At 70.9% G+C, this 14,483-nt stretch carries 13 protein-coding genes and 1 pseudogene; 10 read left to right on the top strand and 4 right to left on the bottom strand.

The features are described from left to right. Window positions 1-15 precede the first annotated feature (15 nt). Together ACH3VR_RS20765 and ACH3VR_RS20760 are read left to right on the top strand one after the other, a co-directional pair. Window positions 16-690, top strand: coding sequence for an acyl-CoA synthetase (locus ACH3VR_RS20765; protein ID WP_397558238.1), 675 nt, complete (start codon window positions 16-18; stop codon window positions 688-690). Continuing rightward, the gene (locus ACH3VR_RS20760) at window positions 687-1,034 is read left to right on the top strand and encodes an amino acid transporter (RefSeq protein WP_397558237.1); all 348 of its coding nucleotides are present in this window, start codon (window positions 687-689) and stop codon (window positions 1,032-1,034) included. Before ACH3VR_RS20765 ends, ACH3VR_RS20760 begins: the two co-directional genes overlap by 4 nt. On the opposite strand, the gene purB is transcribed toward ACH3VR_RS20760, so the two are convergent. Further along, window positions 1,031-2,455, bottom strand: a complete 1,425-nt coding sequence (purB, locus tag ACH3VR_RS20755; protein ID WP_397558236.1) for an adenylosuccinate lyase — start codon at window positions 2,453-2,455, stop codon at window positions 1,031-1,033. The two genes, ACH3VR_RS20760 and purB, sit on opposite strands and share 4 nt — an antisense overlap. A 35-nt stretch (window positions 2,456-2,490) precedes the next feature. Beyond that, a complete protein-coding gene (locus tag ACH3VR_RS20750) occupies window positions 2,491-2,997 on the bottom strand; it encodes a low molecular weight protein-tyrosine-phosphatase (protein ID WP_397558235.1) in 507 nt (168 codons plus the stop codon). Between the two features lie 165 nt (window positions 2,998-3,162). Between ACH3VR_RS20750 and ACH3VR_RS20745 the strand changes: the two genes are divergently transcribed. From ACH3VR_RS20745 to ACH3VR_RS20735, 3 genes are all read left to right on the top strand, one after another. After that, window positions 3,163-5,946, top strand: a complete 2,784-nt coding sequence (locus ACH3VR_RS20745) for an ExeM/NucH family extracellular endonuclease (protein ID WP_397558234.1) — start codon at window positions 3,163-3,165, stop codon at window positions 5,944-5,946. A 107-nt stretch (window positions 5,947-6,053) separates the two neighbouring features. Further along, window positions 6,054-6,302, top strand: coding sequence for a hypothetical protein (locus ACH3VR_RS20740; protein ID WP_397558233.1), 249 nt, complete (start codon window positions 6,054-6,056; stop codon window positions 6,300-6,302). Window position 6,303: 1 nt separating this feature from the next. Beyond that, entirely contained in the window at window positions 6,304-7,689 is a 1,386-nt protein-coding gene (locus tag ACH3VR_RS20735; protein WP_397558232.1) for a hypothetical protein, read from the top strand. Here the strand turns inward: ACH3VR_RS20735 and ACH3VR_RS20730 are convergent. Beyond that, window positions 7,643-8,035 (bottom strand): phage holin family protein, encoded by a 393-nt coding sequence (locus tag ACH3VR_RS20730; protein ID WP_397558231.1) that lies wholly within the window; start codon window positions 8,033-8,035, stop codon window positions 7,643-7,645. The genes ACH3VR_RS20735 and ACH3VR_RS20730 overlap by 47 nt on opposite strands. 104 nt (window positions 8,036-8,139) lie before the next feature. Here ACH3VR_RS20730 and ACH3VR_RS20725 point away from each other — a divergent pair, with 104 nt between their 5' ends. The 4 genes from ACH3VR_RS20725 to ACH3VR_RS20710 are packed head-to-tail and all read left to right on the top strand — an operon-like array spanning window position 8,140 to window position 12,799. After that, a complete protein-coding gene (locus ACH3VR_RS20725) occupies window positions 8,140-9,243 on the top strand; it encodes a histidinol-phosphate transaminase (protein ID WP_397558230.1) in 1,104 nt (367 codons plus the stop codon). 4 nt (window positions 9,244-9,247) lie between these two features. Beyond that, window positions 9,248-10,411 carry a thiamine pyrophosphate-dependent dehydrogenase E1 component subunit alpha gene (locus tag ACH3VR_RS20720; protein ID WP_397558229.1) on the top strand — a complete coding sequence of 388 codons (1,164 nt, stop codon included), beginning with the start codon at window positions 9,248-9,250 and terminating at the stop codon, window positions 10,409-10,411. Further along, the gene (locus tag ACH3VR_RS20715) at window positions 10,408-11,415 is read left to right on the top strand and encodes an alpha-ketoacid dehydrogenase subunit beta (protein WP_397558228.1); all 1,008 of its coding nucleotides are present in this window, start codon (window positions 10,408-10,410) and stop codon (window positions 11,413-11,415) included. The genes ACH3VR_RS20720 and ACH3VR_RS20715 overlap by 4 nt, the downstream gene beginning before the upstream one ends. Window positions 11,416-11,428: 13 nt before the next feature. Further along, entirely contained in the window at window positions 11,429-12,799 is a 1,371-nt protein-coding gene (locus ACH3VR_RS20710) for a dihydrolipoamide acetyltransferase family protein (protein ID WP_397558227.1), read from the top strand. On the opposite strand, the gene ACH3VR_RS20705 is transcribed toward ACH3VR_RS20710, so the two are convergent. Then, a complete protein-coding gene (locus tag ACH3VR_RS20705; RefSeq protein WP_397558226.1) occupies window positions 12,796-13,428 on the bottom strand; it encodes a hypothetical protein in 633 nt (210 codons plus the stop codon). The genes ACH3VR_RS20710 and ACH3VR_RS20705 overlap by 4 nt on opposite strands. 97 nt (window positions 13,429-13,525) lie before the next feature. Between ACH3VR_RS20705 and ACH3VR_RS20700 the strand changes: the two are divergent. After that, window positions 13,526-14,188, top strand: a pseudogene (locus ACH3VR_RS20700) (metal ABC transporter solute-binding protein, Zn/Mn family); the annotation flags it as partial. Window positions 14,189-14,483: the final 295 nt, after the last annotated feature.

The raw sequence follows: 14,483 nt of genomic DNA, 5'->3' as shown, positions 1-14,483 counted from the left end.
TCTCCCGAGTCAGCCGTGTCATCATCCCGCGCCCCGCGCACCTTCGAGGTGCGGCATGTGCAGCTCGCACGTGCCGCGTTCGCGGCCCTCGCGGCGGTCATGATCACGTTCTCGCCCGACCACTCGGCGGCCATCGGCATGTCGGTGTTCAGCGGCTGGGCCATCGCGACGTCGATCGTGTTCTTCCTCGCGATCTGGCTCGTGTACCCCGCCGGGCGTCGGTGGCCGTTCGTCCTGATGGGCATCCTGACCGTCGTCGCCGGAATGGTCGGCGGCGTCTCCACGTGGCGCACGACGACGGTCTTCTTCGTCGTCGTCATCGTCTGGGCGCTGCTCGCGGGGACCATCGAGCTCGTCGCCGGCATCCGCTGGCGGCGCACACTGCGCGGATCGACCGATCCGCAGGCCCGCAGCGAAGCCCGTGACGCCCTTACCGTCGGGATCATCACGATCGTGCTGGGCCTCGGCCTCCTGTTCGTGCCGACGCAGTACGCGCTCAACTACTACATCGCCGACGCTGGCCGGTCGTTCACGCTCACCGGCATCACCATCGGCGTGGGGATCTTCGGCGGGTACGCCGCCATCATCGCCGTCTATCTCGCGATCGCGGGCTTCTCGCCCCGCCGGTCGCCTGTCGCCTCCCCGCCCGCGGAGGGCGCGCCGGCGGCATCCGATCAGGGAAACGCATGACCGATCACAAGCCCACCCGCCGCGACCTCATGAAGCCCGTGCAGCTGCTCGGGCTCGCGTTCGGCGCCGCCGTGTTCGCGGGCATCGTGACACTCGTCTCGATGGGGTTCTTCCAGCAGAAGCCCGCCGACGAGATCCAGCGCGCCCTGGTCGTCGCCGCGATCGCCGCCGGCATCTCGTTCATCGCCGTGCTGCTGATCGTTTCGCTCCTGCTGCTCGCGGTCGACCCCGCGCAGATCCAGAAGCAGGTCGACCGGCCCGTCCTCTACGACGACAAGGCCGACGGGTCGACCGGCGAAAAGCCGGCGGGTGACAAGCCCGCCGGCGACCAGCCCCGCTCCTAATCCTCGGGGTGGGCGGGGAGCTCCTCGTCGAGCACGTCGACCAGCTCCGACGCGAGTCCCGTGTAGGTGGCAGGGGTCAGCACCAGGAGGCGCTCCTTCGCCGCGTCGCCGATGTCGAGGCCGCGCACGAACTCGGCCAGCTCCGCAGCGCCGACGCGGCGGCCGCGGGTGAGCTCCTTGAGCAGGGCGTAGGGGTCGCTGATCTGCGAGCGCCCCTCGACGATCTCGGCGCGCACGGCGGTCTGGATCGCCTCGCCGAGCACCTCCCAGTTGCCGTCGAGGTCGCCCTGCAGCACGTCCTCCGCGAGCGAGATCTCGCCGAGCCCGCGCTGCAGGTTGTCGAGCGCGAGCAGCGAGTGGCCGAGGGCGACGCCGATGTTGCGCTGAGTCGTCGAGTCGGTGAGGTCGCGCTGCAGGCGGCTCGTGACAAGGGTCTGCGAGAGGGTCGCGAGCAGCCCGCTCGAGATCTCGAGGTTGGCCTCGGCGTTCTCGAAGCGGATCGGGTTGATCTTGTGCGGCATCGTCGACGAGCCCGTTGCGCCCGCGACCGGGATCTGCGTGAAGTAGCCGATCGAGATGTAGGTCCAGACATCCGTCGCGAGATTGTGCAGGATGCCGCCCGCGTGGCGGATGCGGTCGTAGAGCTCGACCTGCCAGTCGTGCGACTCGATCTGCGTCGTGAGGGGGTTGAAGCCGAGGTCGAGCGACTCGATGAACTCCTGCGACACGATGGGCCACGCGACGTCGGGCTCTGCTGCGAGGTGCGCCGACCACGTGCCTGTCGCGCCCGAGAACTTCGCGAGGAAGTCGGATGCCTCGACCTGCGCCGCGACGCGCTCGAGGCGCCAGGCGAAGACGGCCAGCTCCTTGCCCATCGTCGTGGGGGTCGCCGGCTGCCCATGCGTGCGGGCCAGCATCGCGGCATCCCGGTGCTGCTCGGCCAGCGCGCGAAGGGCGGCGATCACGGCACGGAGCTTGGGCAGCCACACGTCTTCGACGGCGCGTTTGACGGTGAGCGCATACGCGGTCGAGTTGATGTCCTCGCTCGTGCACGCGAAGTGCGTGAGCTCGGCGATGCCGTCGAGACCCATCTGCGCAAGGCGGTCGCGCACGAGGTACTCGACGGCCTTGACGTCGTGCCGGGTCACGGCCTCGCGCTCGGCGAGCCACGCGATCTCGTCCGGGCCGAAGTCGAGATACAGCACGCGGAGCCGGTCCTTGTCGGTCTCGCCGAGGGGCGTGGTGCCGAACAGCGACCGGTCGGTGAGGGCGATGAGCCACTCGACCTCGACCTCGACGCGGGCGCGGTTCAGGCCCGCCTCGGAGAGGTATTCGCCCAGCCCGGACACGGCGGCGCGGTAGCGCCCGTCGAGGGGGCTGAGAGGCTGGTCACCCAGGGGCTGGTCGGAAGAAGTGGTCACGGGACTCCCGTCGGCTGCCGCGAGACCGCGCCGGATCAGACGGCGGGTCGTATCGCGGGTTCGAGCTGCCGGAAGAGCGCCCGGCTCGCGCTCTCGATCATACCGAGCACCTCGTCGAACATCCCCGGGCCCGCGTAGTAGGGGTCGGGCACGTCGAGGCTGCGCGCGGCGGGGTCGAACGACATGAGCAGCGCGATCTTGTCGGCGTCGGCCTCAGAGGGCGCCCACCCCTTGAGGATGCGCTCGTGGCTGCGGTCGAGCGCGACGACGAGATCGTTGTGCGCGAAGTCGGCGAGCGTGAACTGGCGCGCCCGGTGGTGGGCGCCGTCGTAGCCGCGCCGCTCGAGCGCCTCGATCGTGCGCATGTCGGCGCGCTCGCCGACGTGCCAGTCGCCCGTGCCCGCACTCGACGAGCCGACCCGGTCGCGGAGCCCCGCGACATCCGCGAATCCCCGGAAGACGACCTCGGCCATCACGGAGCGGCAGATGTTGCCCGTGCACACGAAGACGACCCGGAAGGGGTCGGCGGCGCTCGCGGTCATGGGCTCCATTCTCTTCCTCAGCGGGGCGCGTGCACAGTCGGAAGCGCTCCCATACCGTTCACCGGGCGGACACCGCAAGATCTACCGTCGCACGCGCACCTCCCCTAGCGTGGCCGCGGGGAGGCCCACGAGGCCTCCTTTCCACGTGCTCGCTGAGGAGGCCCCGTGCATCGCCTTATCCGTCCGTCCGCGTTCGTCGCCACCGGCGCCGTCGCCCTTGCAGCGCTCGCTGCCGTGCAGCCCGCGGCCGCGGCTGCGCCCGTCGTGATCAACGAGTTCTCGGCCAGCACGGTCGGCACCGACGTCGAGTACGTCGAGCTGCTGACCGCGCCCGGCACCGACCTCTCCGCGTACCGGGTGCTGCAGATCGAGGGCGACTCACCCGTCTTCGGAGTCGTCGACGGCGTGTACACGCCGGGCGCCCCGGATGCGTCCGGCCGTGTGCTCATCAACCTGCCCGCGAACGCGATCGAGAACGGCACGGTGAGCCTGCTCCTCGTGACCGGGACGATCCCCGCGAGCGGCTCCGACATCGACACGAACGACGACGGCGTCATCGACGCCGCCGGTCTCACGGTCGTCGACGCCGTCGCGGTGAACGACGGCGGTGCGACCGACCGCACCTACGGCGGAGTGACGCTCGGCGTCGCGTACGACGGCCAGGCCTTCGCGCCGGGCGGTGCCTCGCGCATCCCCGACGGCACCGACACCGACACCACCGCGGACTGGGTGCGCAACGACTTCGACCTGGCCGGCATCCCGGGCTTCGCCGGCACGCCCGTCTACGGCGAGGCGATCAACACGCCGGGCGCGGCGAACGCGATCGTGCCGAAGCCCGTCGACCCCGCGGGCGACGCCGACTGCACGGCATCCGTCCAGGCGATCGGCTCCGTGCAGGGAACGGGGGATGCCTCGCCCGCCGTCGGCTCGGTGGTACGACTCGAGGGGACCGTCGTCGGCGACTTCCAGACCGGCGGGTTCGACGGCTTCTCCCTGCAGGACGCCGGTGACGGCGATCCCGCGACGTCGGACGGCATCTTCGTCTACCGCAACGACCCCGACGACACCCCCGGCAACGGCGAAGGCGCCCTCGACGTGGCGCCCGGCGACGTCGTCAACGTCGCCGGCGTCGTGAGCGAGTTCCAGGGCCTCACCGAGATCACGGCCAACGACATGGAGATCTGCGCGACGGGCGGCGCCCTGCCGGCCCCTGCGACGCTGACCCTCCCCGCGACGGACTCCCAGCGCGAGGCGCTGGAGAGCATGTACGTCACGATGCCGCAGCCGCTCGCGATCCTCGAGTACTTCGAGTTCGGCCGCTACGGCACGATCGACGCGGGACTCACGCGCCAGTACCAGCCGACGGCGACGTTCGACGCCGGGACGCCCGAGGCCGCCGCGCTCGCCGCGTCGAACCTGGTCGAGCGCGTCACGATCGACGACGGCCGGCTCGCACAGAACCCGTCACCCGCGATGCACCCGAACGGGCAGCCGTTCGCGCTCGACAACTCCTTCCGCGGCGGCGACAAGCTCACCTCGGTCACGGGCGTGCTCGACCAGCGCATCCGCAGCGCCGACGGGGCCTCCGGCTACGGCATCCAGCTCACCCAGCCGGCCGGCTACCAGGTCGCCAACCCGCGGCCCGCTGTGCCGACGGTCGGCGGCGACCTGAAGGTGTCGAGCTTCAACGTGCTCAACTTCTTCACGACCATCGACCCCACGCCGAACAACTCCAACGACGACGACTACACGCGCGGCGCCGACACGACGGAGGAGTTCCACCGCCAGGAGGCGAAGATCGTCGCGGCGCTCTCCGCGATCGACGCCGACGTCTTCGGCCTCATGGAAATCGAGAACAACGGCTCGACGACGGGTCCGTCGAGCTCCGCGGTCGCGGAGCTGACGCGGGCGCTCAACGCCAACCTCCCCGGCGGCGACGTGTACGGCTACGTGAACACCGGCAAGGTGGGCACCGACGCCATCACGACGGCGTTCCTCTACAAGAAGGCGACCGTGAAGCCGCTCGGCGACTTCGCGCTGCTCACGTCGGCGGTCGACCCGCGCTTCATCGACACGCTCAACCGGCCGGCGCTCGCGCAGACGTTCGGACGCGTGAGCGACGGCGCCGCCGTCACGGTCGTCGTGAACCACCTCAAGTCGAAGGGCTCTGCCTGCACCTCGGTCGGCGACCCCGACACGGGCGACGGCCAGGGCAACTGCAACGGCGTGCGCACTCAGGCCGCCCACGCGATCACCGACTGGCTCGCCACCGATCCCACCGGTCAGGGCACGGGCGACCGGTCGCTCATCATCGGCGACCTCAACTCGTACGACAAGGAGGACCCGATCCAGGCGTTCGAGGCGGCCGGCTACACCGACCTGCTCCTGAAGTACCAGGGGGAGGATGCCTACAGCTACGACTTCGACGGGCAGCTCGGCTATCTCGACCACGCGCTCGCCGGCCCGGGTCTCGTCGCCGACGTCACGGGCGCCTCGCCGTGGAACATCAACGCCGACGAGCCGAGCCTCATCGACTACGACATGTCGTTCAAGCAGCCGCTCGAGGACGCGCTCTGGGCGCCCGACCCCTACCGGTCGAGCGACCACGACCCCGTGATCGTCGGCATCGACCTGCCGGAGCCCGACACGACCGCCCCGACCCTCGAGGTCACGCCGTCGGTGGCGCGGATCTTCCCGCCGAACAACGCTTTCAGCCCGGTCACGATCGACGTCCACGCGACGGATGACAGCGGCGGGCCGGTCACGGTCGAGCTCGTCGAGGCGAAGGCGTCCGGTGCGAAGAAGGCCGAGATCGTGACGCTGAGCGACACGTCCTTCCAGGTGCGGGCCGTCAACAAGGCCGTCTACACGTTCACCTACAAGGCGACCGATGCCGCGGGCAACACCATCACGGCGACCGCCGAGGTCGTGGTCGGCCCGGCGGGCTGACGCGGTCCAGGAGCGACCGCTCCTCCCCAACCGCAGCGGGCGGCGCGTTCTCCCGAGGATCCGGGAGGACGCGCCGTCCGCGTGCCGGTCGGCGCCATCCTCGACGCATGAACGCGACAGCGACGGGCATCAGCCCGACCGGACTCCTTCCCGAGGCGCGACACAGGCTCGAGGCGACCGCGGCGGCGCTGCAGCGGCTGCAGCGCGACACGGCGTGGGAGTGCGACGCCGCGCGCGCGTACCGGTCGGGCCTCGGGCGGCTCATCGACGAGCTCGACGCCGTGCGTCGCGACGCCCAGTCGCTCGAGTACGAGGTGCGCGCCGCGTGGCAGCAGAGCCTCGCGGGAGCGTGGTGACGTGGGCGACCTCGACATCCGCAGCGGCGGGATCGTCTCCGTCGACACCGAGAGCCTCTACGCCGCCGCCGACCGGCTCGACGCTCTGGGGCGTGAGCTCGACGACCTGACGGGCCTCTTCCGGCGCGCTGCGGGGCAGGTGGAGCTCGTGCCGCGGATCGCGCACACGGGTGCCGTGGGTCGCGCGTACGGGCTCGTCACGCGCACCGACTCCCTCGCCGGCCGCCCCGACGCGCTCGCGTCTCGGCTGCGCGACACCGCCGCGCTCTACGAGACCGTCGAGCTGCGGGCACGACGTGCCGCCGCCGAGGCAGCGGGCGACGCCGAGGCGATCGCGCGGATCGACGCGCGACTCGAGGCGATCGAGGCGGAGCATCCCGCCGCCGGCATGCGGGCGTGGTGGGCGGAGCTGTGGCGCGACGCCTCGTGGGCGCAGGAGTTCACCGGCCCTGCCCCGTCCTTCGGCGCGGCGCTCGCGCCGGGCGCGGCGCTGTTCACGGGCGCGGCGGCCTGGAGCCTCGGAGCGGCCGTCCGCGGCTCCGGCGTGGGAGTGGTCGGCCCCGACGAGCGGCTCGCGGGGGCGGCTCCTCCCGTGCGCCTCGTGCCGCTCACGCCGTCGATCGCCGCGACGGCGGGAGCGCCGACCTCGCTCGCGGCCGCCGCGGCGCGCATCCCGAGCGACGACGCGGGGCGCGTGCGCGTCGAGCGGTACACGATGCCCGACGGGTCACGGCAGTTCGCCGTGTACGTGCGCGGCACGACAGGGCAGAGAGCCGACGAGGCGTGGGGCTGGGACGCCAATGTCGACTTGGCGCGCGGCAGGCCGTCGGCCTCGTACGAGGCGACGCTCGAGGCGCTGCGGGCCGCCGGTGCAGAGCCCGGCGACGTCGTCCACGCCTTCGGGCATTCGCAGGGCGGCACCATCGCGGCGCGGCTGGCGGTCGAGGGAGGCTTCGACACGCAGACGCTCGTGACGCTCGGCTCCCCCGTCGACGCGGGCGTCGGTGCCGACACGCTGAGCGTCGCGATCCGCCACGGCGACGACCCCGTCGGGGCGCTCGCGGGCGGCGGCGACGACATCGGGTTCGGGGCGCCGGGCAGCTTCATCGCCGAGCGCTCGATCGATGCCGGTCCGTTCGCCGAGCCGTTCGCCCCGCACCACATCGGGGCCTACGAGGAGACCGCCGCGATGCTCGACGACTCCACCGACCCGCGGATGGGTGCCGTGCGCGAGCGCCTTGGCGAACTGCAGGAGGCGACCTCCGTCGAGGTGCTCGAGTTCGGTGCGGCCAAGGCGGGTGCGTGCCCCGTCGACCTCGTGCCCGACGCGGCGCCGGGCGTCAGTCCCTGTGTCGCGGACGAAGGAAGATCCCTGCGATCCAGTTGATGATCGTGATGACGATCGCCGCGACGACGCCCCACCAGAAGTCCTCGACGCGCAGGCCCCAATTCCAGAAGCTCGTGATCCACGCCGTGAGCCACAGCAGGAACCCGTTGATGAGCAGGCCGATGAGGCCGAGCGTCAAAATGTACAGGGGGATCGATATGATCTTGATGATCGTCCCGATGATCGTGTTCACGATCGCGAAGATCGCCGCGACGATCAGCAGTGTCAGCACGTACTGCAGCGTCTCGCCAGGCGGGAACGCGATGACCGTCACCTGCAGCGCGGGCATGAGGGTCACGATCCAGATGGCGAAGGCGTTGACGACGACGCGGACGAGGAATCCCATAGTGCGGCCAGTCTCGCACGCACCTCCGGCATAGGGCAGGGGCTTGACGCCGCGACGCGCCGCCGCCGTGTCGCGGCATCCCGAGCGCTCCTAGACTCGGAAGGGTGACCGACGCCCCCGTTCGCATCCGACCCGAGATCGCCGCCCTCCCGCCGTACAAGCAGGGCACACAGGCCGGCCCGGGCTCGTTCAAGCTCTCGAGCAACGAGAACCCGTTCGACCCGCTGCCGGGGGTGATCGAGGCCGTGCAGTCCGCGACGGCCCTGAACCGGTATCCGGATGCCACGGCCGGACGCCTGCGCGAGCGACTCGCCGAGCGTTTCCGGGTGACCCTCGACGAGGTGCACATCGGGGCCGGCAGTGTGTCGATCCTGGCGCAGCTGATCCTCGCAGCCGCGGGACCCGGCGACGAAGTGCTCTACGCCTGGCGGTCCTTCGAGGCGTACCCCGGACTCGTCCTGATCGCCGGGGCCGATCCCGTGCAGGTGCCGCTCGGCGACGGCGCCCGGCACGACCTCGACGCGATGGCCGCCGCCGTCACCGAGCGCACGCGGGTCGTGATCGTCTGCAGCCCCAACAACCCGACCGGCCCCATCGTGGGCCACGACGAGTTCGAGGCGTTCCTCGCGAAGGTGCCCCACGACGTGCTCGTGATCCTCGACGAGGCCTACGCCGAATTCGTCACCGATCCCGACGCGGTCGACGGGATGCGCGTGCTCGGCAGCGCGGGACATCCCAATGTCGTCGTCCTCCGCACCTTCTCGAAGGCGTTCGGGCTCGCCGCCCTCCGCGTCGGCTACGCGATCGGCCACCCGCGCATCCTCGATGCGGCGCGCTCGACGGCGATCCCCCTCTCCGTGACGGCGCACGCCGAGGTCGCGGCGCTGGCGAGCCTCGACGCCGAGTCGGAGCTTCTCGAGCGGGTCGAGGTCATCGCACAGCGCCGCGACGCCCTCGTCGCGGGGCTCCGCGAGCTCGGCTGGGCCGTCCCCGACGCTCAGGGCAACTTCGTCTGGCTGCCCGCCGGCGCCGAGTCGCTCGCCGTCGCGGAGGAGTTCGTCGCCGGCGGCCTCGTCGTGCGCCCCTTCGCGGGCGACGGAATCCGTATATCCGTCGGAGAGCATGAGTCCGTGGACAAGGTCCTAAGGATCGCGGCATCCGTTATCGGAACTCTCCCAGAGGGCCATTCGGGGCGAGCGTTAGCGTAGAAACGTGACCCAGACCGAACACTCGGTTCAAGACCACGCCTCCCCTACCGCGGACTCCGCGGTCGTTCGGGTGCTCGCGGCCGACGGGAGCCTCGCACCGTCCGCAGCCGCCGAGCCGTACCTCGGGATCATCGAGTCGCTCAGCGACGCCGAGCTCGAGGGCTTCTACCGGGACATGGTCGTCATCCGCGCCTTCGATCGGCAGGCGACCAATCTGCAGAGGCAGGGCCAGCTCGCGCTGTGGCCGCCGAGCCTCGGGCAGGAGGCCGCGCAGGTCGGCTCGGCTCGTGCCGCGAGAGCGCAGGACCACATCTTCCCGTCGTATCGCGAGCACGTCGTCACCCGCATCCGCGGCGTCGACCCGCTCGACATCGTCCGCGTCATGCGCGGGCTGACGCACGGCGGCTGGGATCCCACCGACCCTCGCAACGGCAACACGCACATCTACACGCTCGTGCTCGGCTCGCAGACGCTCCACGCGACAGGCTTCGGCATGGGTCTGGTGTTCGACGAGCGCTGCGGCACGGGCGACCCCGAGCGTGACGAGGCCGTCATCGTCTACTACGGCGACGGAGCCTCGAGCCAGGGCGACGTGCACGAGGCGATGGTCTTCGCGGCGAGCTATCGCACGCCCGAGGTGTTCTTCCTGCAGAACAACCAGTGGGCCATCTCGGTGCCCGTGTCGACCCAGTCGCGCTCGCCCCTGCACAAGCGGGGCGAGGGCTACGGGATGCCGAGCATCCCCGTCGACGGCAACGACGTGCTCGCCAGCTACGCGGTCACGCGTGTCGCGCTCGACGAGGCGCGCTCGGGCGAAGGGCCTCGCGCGATCGAGGCGCTCACCTACCGCATGGGCGCCCACACGACGAGCGACGATCCCACGAAGTACCGCACCTCCGACGAGGAGCGGTCGTGGGCCCTGCGCGACCCCATCGCGCGCATGCGCGCGTTCCTCGAGGCCCGCGGGGCGTCCGACGAGTTCTTCGCCGAGGTCGACGCCGAGGGCGACGCGGTCGCCGACGACATCCGCGTGCGCACGACGCAACTCGACGGCATCCCGGTGAACACGATGTTCGACCACGTCTACACCGACCCGCACCCGCTCATCGACGAGCAGCGGGCGTGGTTCGAGGGCTACGAGGCGTCGTTCGAGGAGGGCGCATCATGACGGCGACCGACACCACGGCCGCGACCGGCGTCGAGACGCTGCCGTTCAGCCGCGCCCTGAACGCCGGCCTGCGCCGTGCGCTCGCCGAGAACGACCGCGTGCTGCTCATGGGCGAGGACATCGGCCCGCTCGGCGGTGTCTTCCGCGTGACGGAGGGCCTGCAGGCCGAATTCGGGCCGCGCCGCGTGCTCGACACGCCGCTCGCCGAGTCCGGCATCGTCGGCACGGCGATCGGCCTCGCGATGGCGGGATTCCGGCCCGTGTGCGAGATCCAGTTCGACGGGTTCGTGTTCCCCGCCTTCGACCAGATCACGTCGCAGCTCGCGAAGCTCACCAACCGCCACGAGGGCGCGCTGTCCTTCCCGATCGTCATCCGCATCCCGTACGGCGGGCACATCGGCGCCGTCGAGCACCACCAGGAGAGTCCCGAGGCGTACTTCACGCACACACCGGGCCTGCGGGTCGTGAGCCCCTCGACGCCCAACGACGCGTACTGGATGATCCAGGACTCGATCGCCTCCAACGACCCCGTCATCTTCCTCGAGCCGAAGAGCCGCTACTGGCCCAAGGGCGAGGTCGACACGACCGCTCGCGCGCTGCCGCTGCACAAGAGCCGGCTCGTGCGCCGCGGCACCGATGTGACGCTCGTCGGCCACGGCGCGATGGTCTCGACGCTCCTGCAGGCGGCGGCGCTCGCCGAGTCGGAGGGCACCAGCTGCGAGGTGATCGATCTGCGGTCGCTGTCGCCGGTCGACTACGGGCCGATCCTCGACTCCGTGCGACGCACAGGCCGCATGGTCTACGCGCAGGAGGCCCCGGGCTTCACGAGCCTCGGCTCGGAGATCTCGGCGACCGTCATGGAGAAGGCGTTCTACGCCCTCGAGGCGCCCGTGCTCCGCGTGTCCGCCTTCGACGCGCCCTTCCCCCCGGCCAAGCTCGAGGGCAAGTTCCTGCCCGACGCCGACCGCATCCTCGAGGCCGTCGACCGCGTCCTCGCCTACTGACCAGGAGACCCGGATGAGCATGCAGACCTTCCTCCTCCCCGACGTCGGCGAGGGTCTCACCGAGGCGGAGATCGTCGCCTGGCACGTCGCCCCCGGCGACGACGTGGCCGTCAACGATGTCCTCGTCGAGATCGAGACCGCGAAGTCGCTCGTCGAGCTGCCGTCGCCGTTCGCGGGCACCGTGGGCGAGCTGCTCGCGTCCGAGGGCGACACCGTCGACGTCGGCACGGCGATCATCACGATCGCCACGGGAGGGGTGGATGCCGCGACCGCCGGCCCCTCCGTCATCGGCCAGAGCGAGCACGGCGAACCGGCGCCGGCCGAGCCCGAGCCCGGCGGTGCCGTGCTCGTCGGCTACGGCACGAGCGACCACGTGCAGTCGCGCCGCCGCAAGGTCGCCGTGACGCCGCACGAACGCGTCGAGGCATCCGTCGGCGTCGTCGCCAAACCGCCGATCCGCAAGCTCGCGCGCGACCTCGGCGTCGATCTCACAGCGGTCCCGCCGACGGGTCCCGCGGGCGAGGTGACGCGCGACGACGTCGTGAAGCATGCGTCGCAGGCAAGCGTCTTCCGCAACATCCAGACGCCCGAGTGGCCGGAAGTGCGCGAGGAGACGATCCCCGTGACGGCGCCCACGCCCGTGCCGGTCGTCGCCGCGCCCCGGCCGGTCGAGCCGGCCGGCGAGCGCGAGGAGTCGATCCCCGTGCGGGGCGTGCGCAAGGCCGTCGCGAGCGGCATGGTGCAGTCGGCCTACACGGCGCCGCACGTGTCGGTGTGGACCGACGTCGACGCGACGCGCACGATGGAGCTCGTGCGCCGGCTCAAGGCCTCGCCCGACTTCGCCGACGTGAAGATCTCGCCGCTGCTCATCATGGCGCGCGCCGTCATCTGGGCAGTGCGCCGCACGCCCGGTGTGAACGCCGCGTGGATCGACACCGAGAACGGCGCCGAGATCCGCGTGCGCCACTACGTCAACCTCGGCATCGCCGCCGCGACGCCGCGCGGCCTGCTCGTGCCCAACATCAAGGACGCGCAGGATCTGTCGCTGCGCGACCTCGCGCGCGCCCTCGAGAAGCTCACCTTGACGGCGCGCGAGGGCAAGTCGACGGTCGCCGACCAGCAGGGCGGCACGATCACGATCACCAACATCGGGGTGTTCGGGATGGATGCCGGCACCCCGATCATCAACCCCGGCGAGTCGGGCATCGTCGCCATGGGCACGATCCGGCAGAAGCCGTGGGTCGTCGACGGCGAGGTGCGTCCGCGGTTCGTGACGACCGTCGCAGGATCGTTCGACCACCGCGTCATCGATGGAGACGGGATGTCGCGCTTCATCGCCGACGTCGCGTCGATCCTCGAAGAGCCGGCCCTCCTCCTCGATTAGCCCTTCAGGAGCGATGCCGGCGCGATCGTCCGCGGCCGCTTCGCGAGCAGCACGATCGCGATCGAGACGGCGCCGCCGAGCGTGCCCGCGACGATGTCGTACATCGTGTCGTCGAGGCCGTGCTGCGCCGCCGTGCCGATGAGGACGTCGCTGCCGAATTCGCAGAGCTCCCACGCGGCCGCGAAGGAAATCGCCGTGAACAGCGCCACCGTGAGTGAGAACCAGCGCGGCAGCGGCACGCCGAGGCGCTCCTCCACGCGGCGGGCGATCAGCAGGCCCAGCCAGGCGAGCATGATGCCCGAGTAGAGGTGCACGAAGAAGTCCCATCGCGGGATGTACCAGTACACGTGCAGCGCGCTCCCGGCGAACGGCCCGGCGAGGGTGAAGGTGAGATAGGTCAGCTGCAACGGCCAGGGAAGCGCTGTGCGGAAGACGACCTCCACCGCCGTCGGCACCCAGAACAGGGGCACCAGCAGCAGGGTCAGTGGCATTTCGACGTCGGCACCGAGCCTTTCGAGCACGAGGGCGACGATGACGCATGCCAGTGCGAAAGGCAAGGCGAGCAGTGCCGACGAGCGTGCGCGGGCCGCGCGTGATGTCTTCGTGGCCTCGAACGCACCTGTGCTCATGGGCGTTGCTTCCCGGGCGGTTCCGGCGACCGCGCCACTCGAACAATAGCGCGACCTCCAATTTGAGAACGATTATCAATACCCATACGATGGCATCGTGCCCCCGAGAATCCTCACCGTCGCCGCGCTGAGCGCGGCATCCGTCCTGCTGCTGGCCGGTTGTGCGGGCGGCGCCTCGGGCGGCGCCGGCGCGGGAGGCGACGCGATCGACGTCGTCGCGTCGACGAACGTGTACGGCCAGATCGCCCAGGTCGTGGGTGGGGATGACGTCGAGGTGACGTCGATCATCCACTCCGCCGCGCAGGATCCGCACTCGTACGAGGCGAGCGCGCGCGACCAGCTCACCGTCAGCCACGCCGACCTCGTCATCGAGAACGGCGGCGGCTACGACGCGTTCGTCGACGGGCTCATCCACGCGACGGGCACCGACGCGCCGGTTCTGACCGCCGTCGAGTTCTCCCCGGAGTGGCCAGGCGGCGCCGCGCAGGACAGCGAAGGCGATGCACACGCCGACGACCACGATCATGAGCACATCGAGGGGTTCAACGAGCACGTCTGGTACGACCTGCACGCCATGAGCGACCTCGCACTCGGCATCGCGTCGAAGCTGGGCGTCCTTCAGCCGGAGAACGCCGCGACCTTCGACGCCAACGCCGCGGCCTTCGCCGCCTCGATCGAGGATCTCGAGGCATCGCTCGCCTCGGTCGCCTCCACGAGCACGGGCACCGACATCTTCGTGACAGAGCCTGTGCCGCTCTACCTGACGGCCGAGGCCGGCCTCGTGAACGTCACCCCGCCGGCGTTCAGCGAGGCCGTCGAGGAGGGCCAGGACGTGTCGCCGGCGACACATCCTGGCCCTCCTCGACGGCCTCGCTGCACGCCGGCGGGGTGGCGTTCCCGAGGCCGGCCTCGGGAACGCCACCCCGCCGGCGTGCAGCGAGGCCGTCGAGAAGGGCCAGGACGTGTCGCCGGCGACACTCCTCGAGGCCCTCGACCTGATCCGGTCCGGACGCGCCAAGGCTCTCGTCGCGAACTCGCAGACCGGCGGAGTCGAG

This window comes from Microbacterium alkaliflavum, assembly GCF_044325405.1.
Taxonomy (GTDB): Bacteria; Actinomycetota; Actinomycetes; order Actinomycetales; family Microbacteriaceae; genus Microbacterium; species Microbacterium alkaliflavum.
The sequence above is the reverse complement of the archived record's forward strand: the minus strand, read 5'-3'. Positions and strand labels throughout refer to the sequence as shown.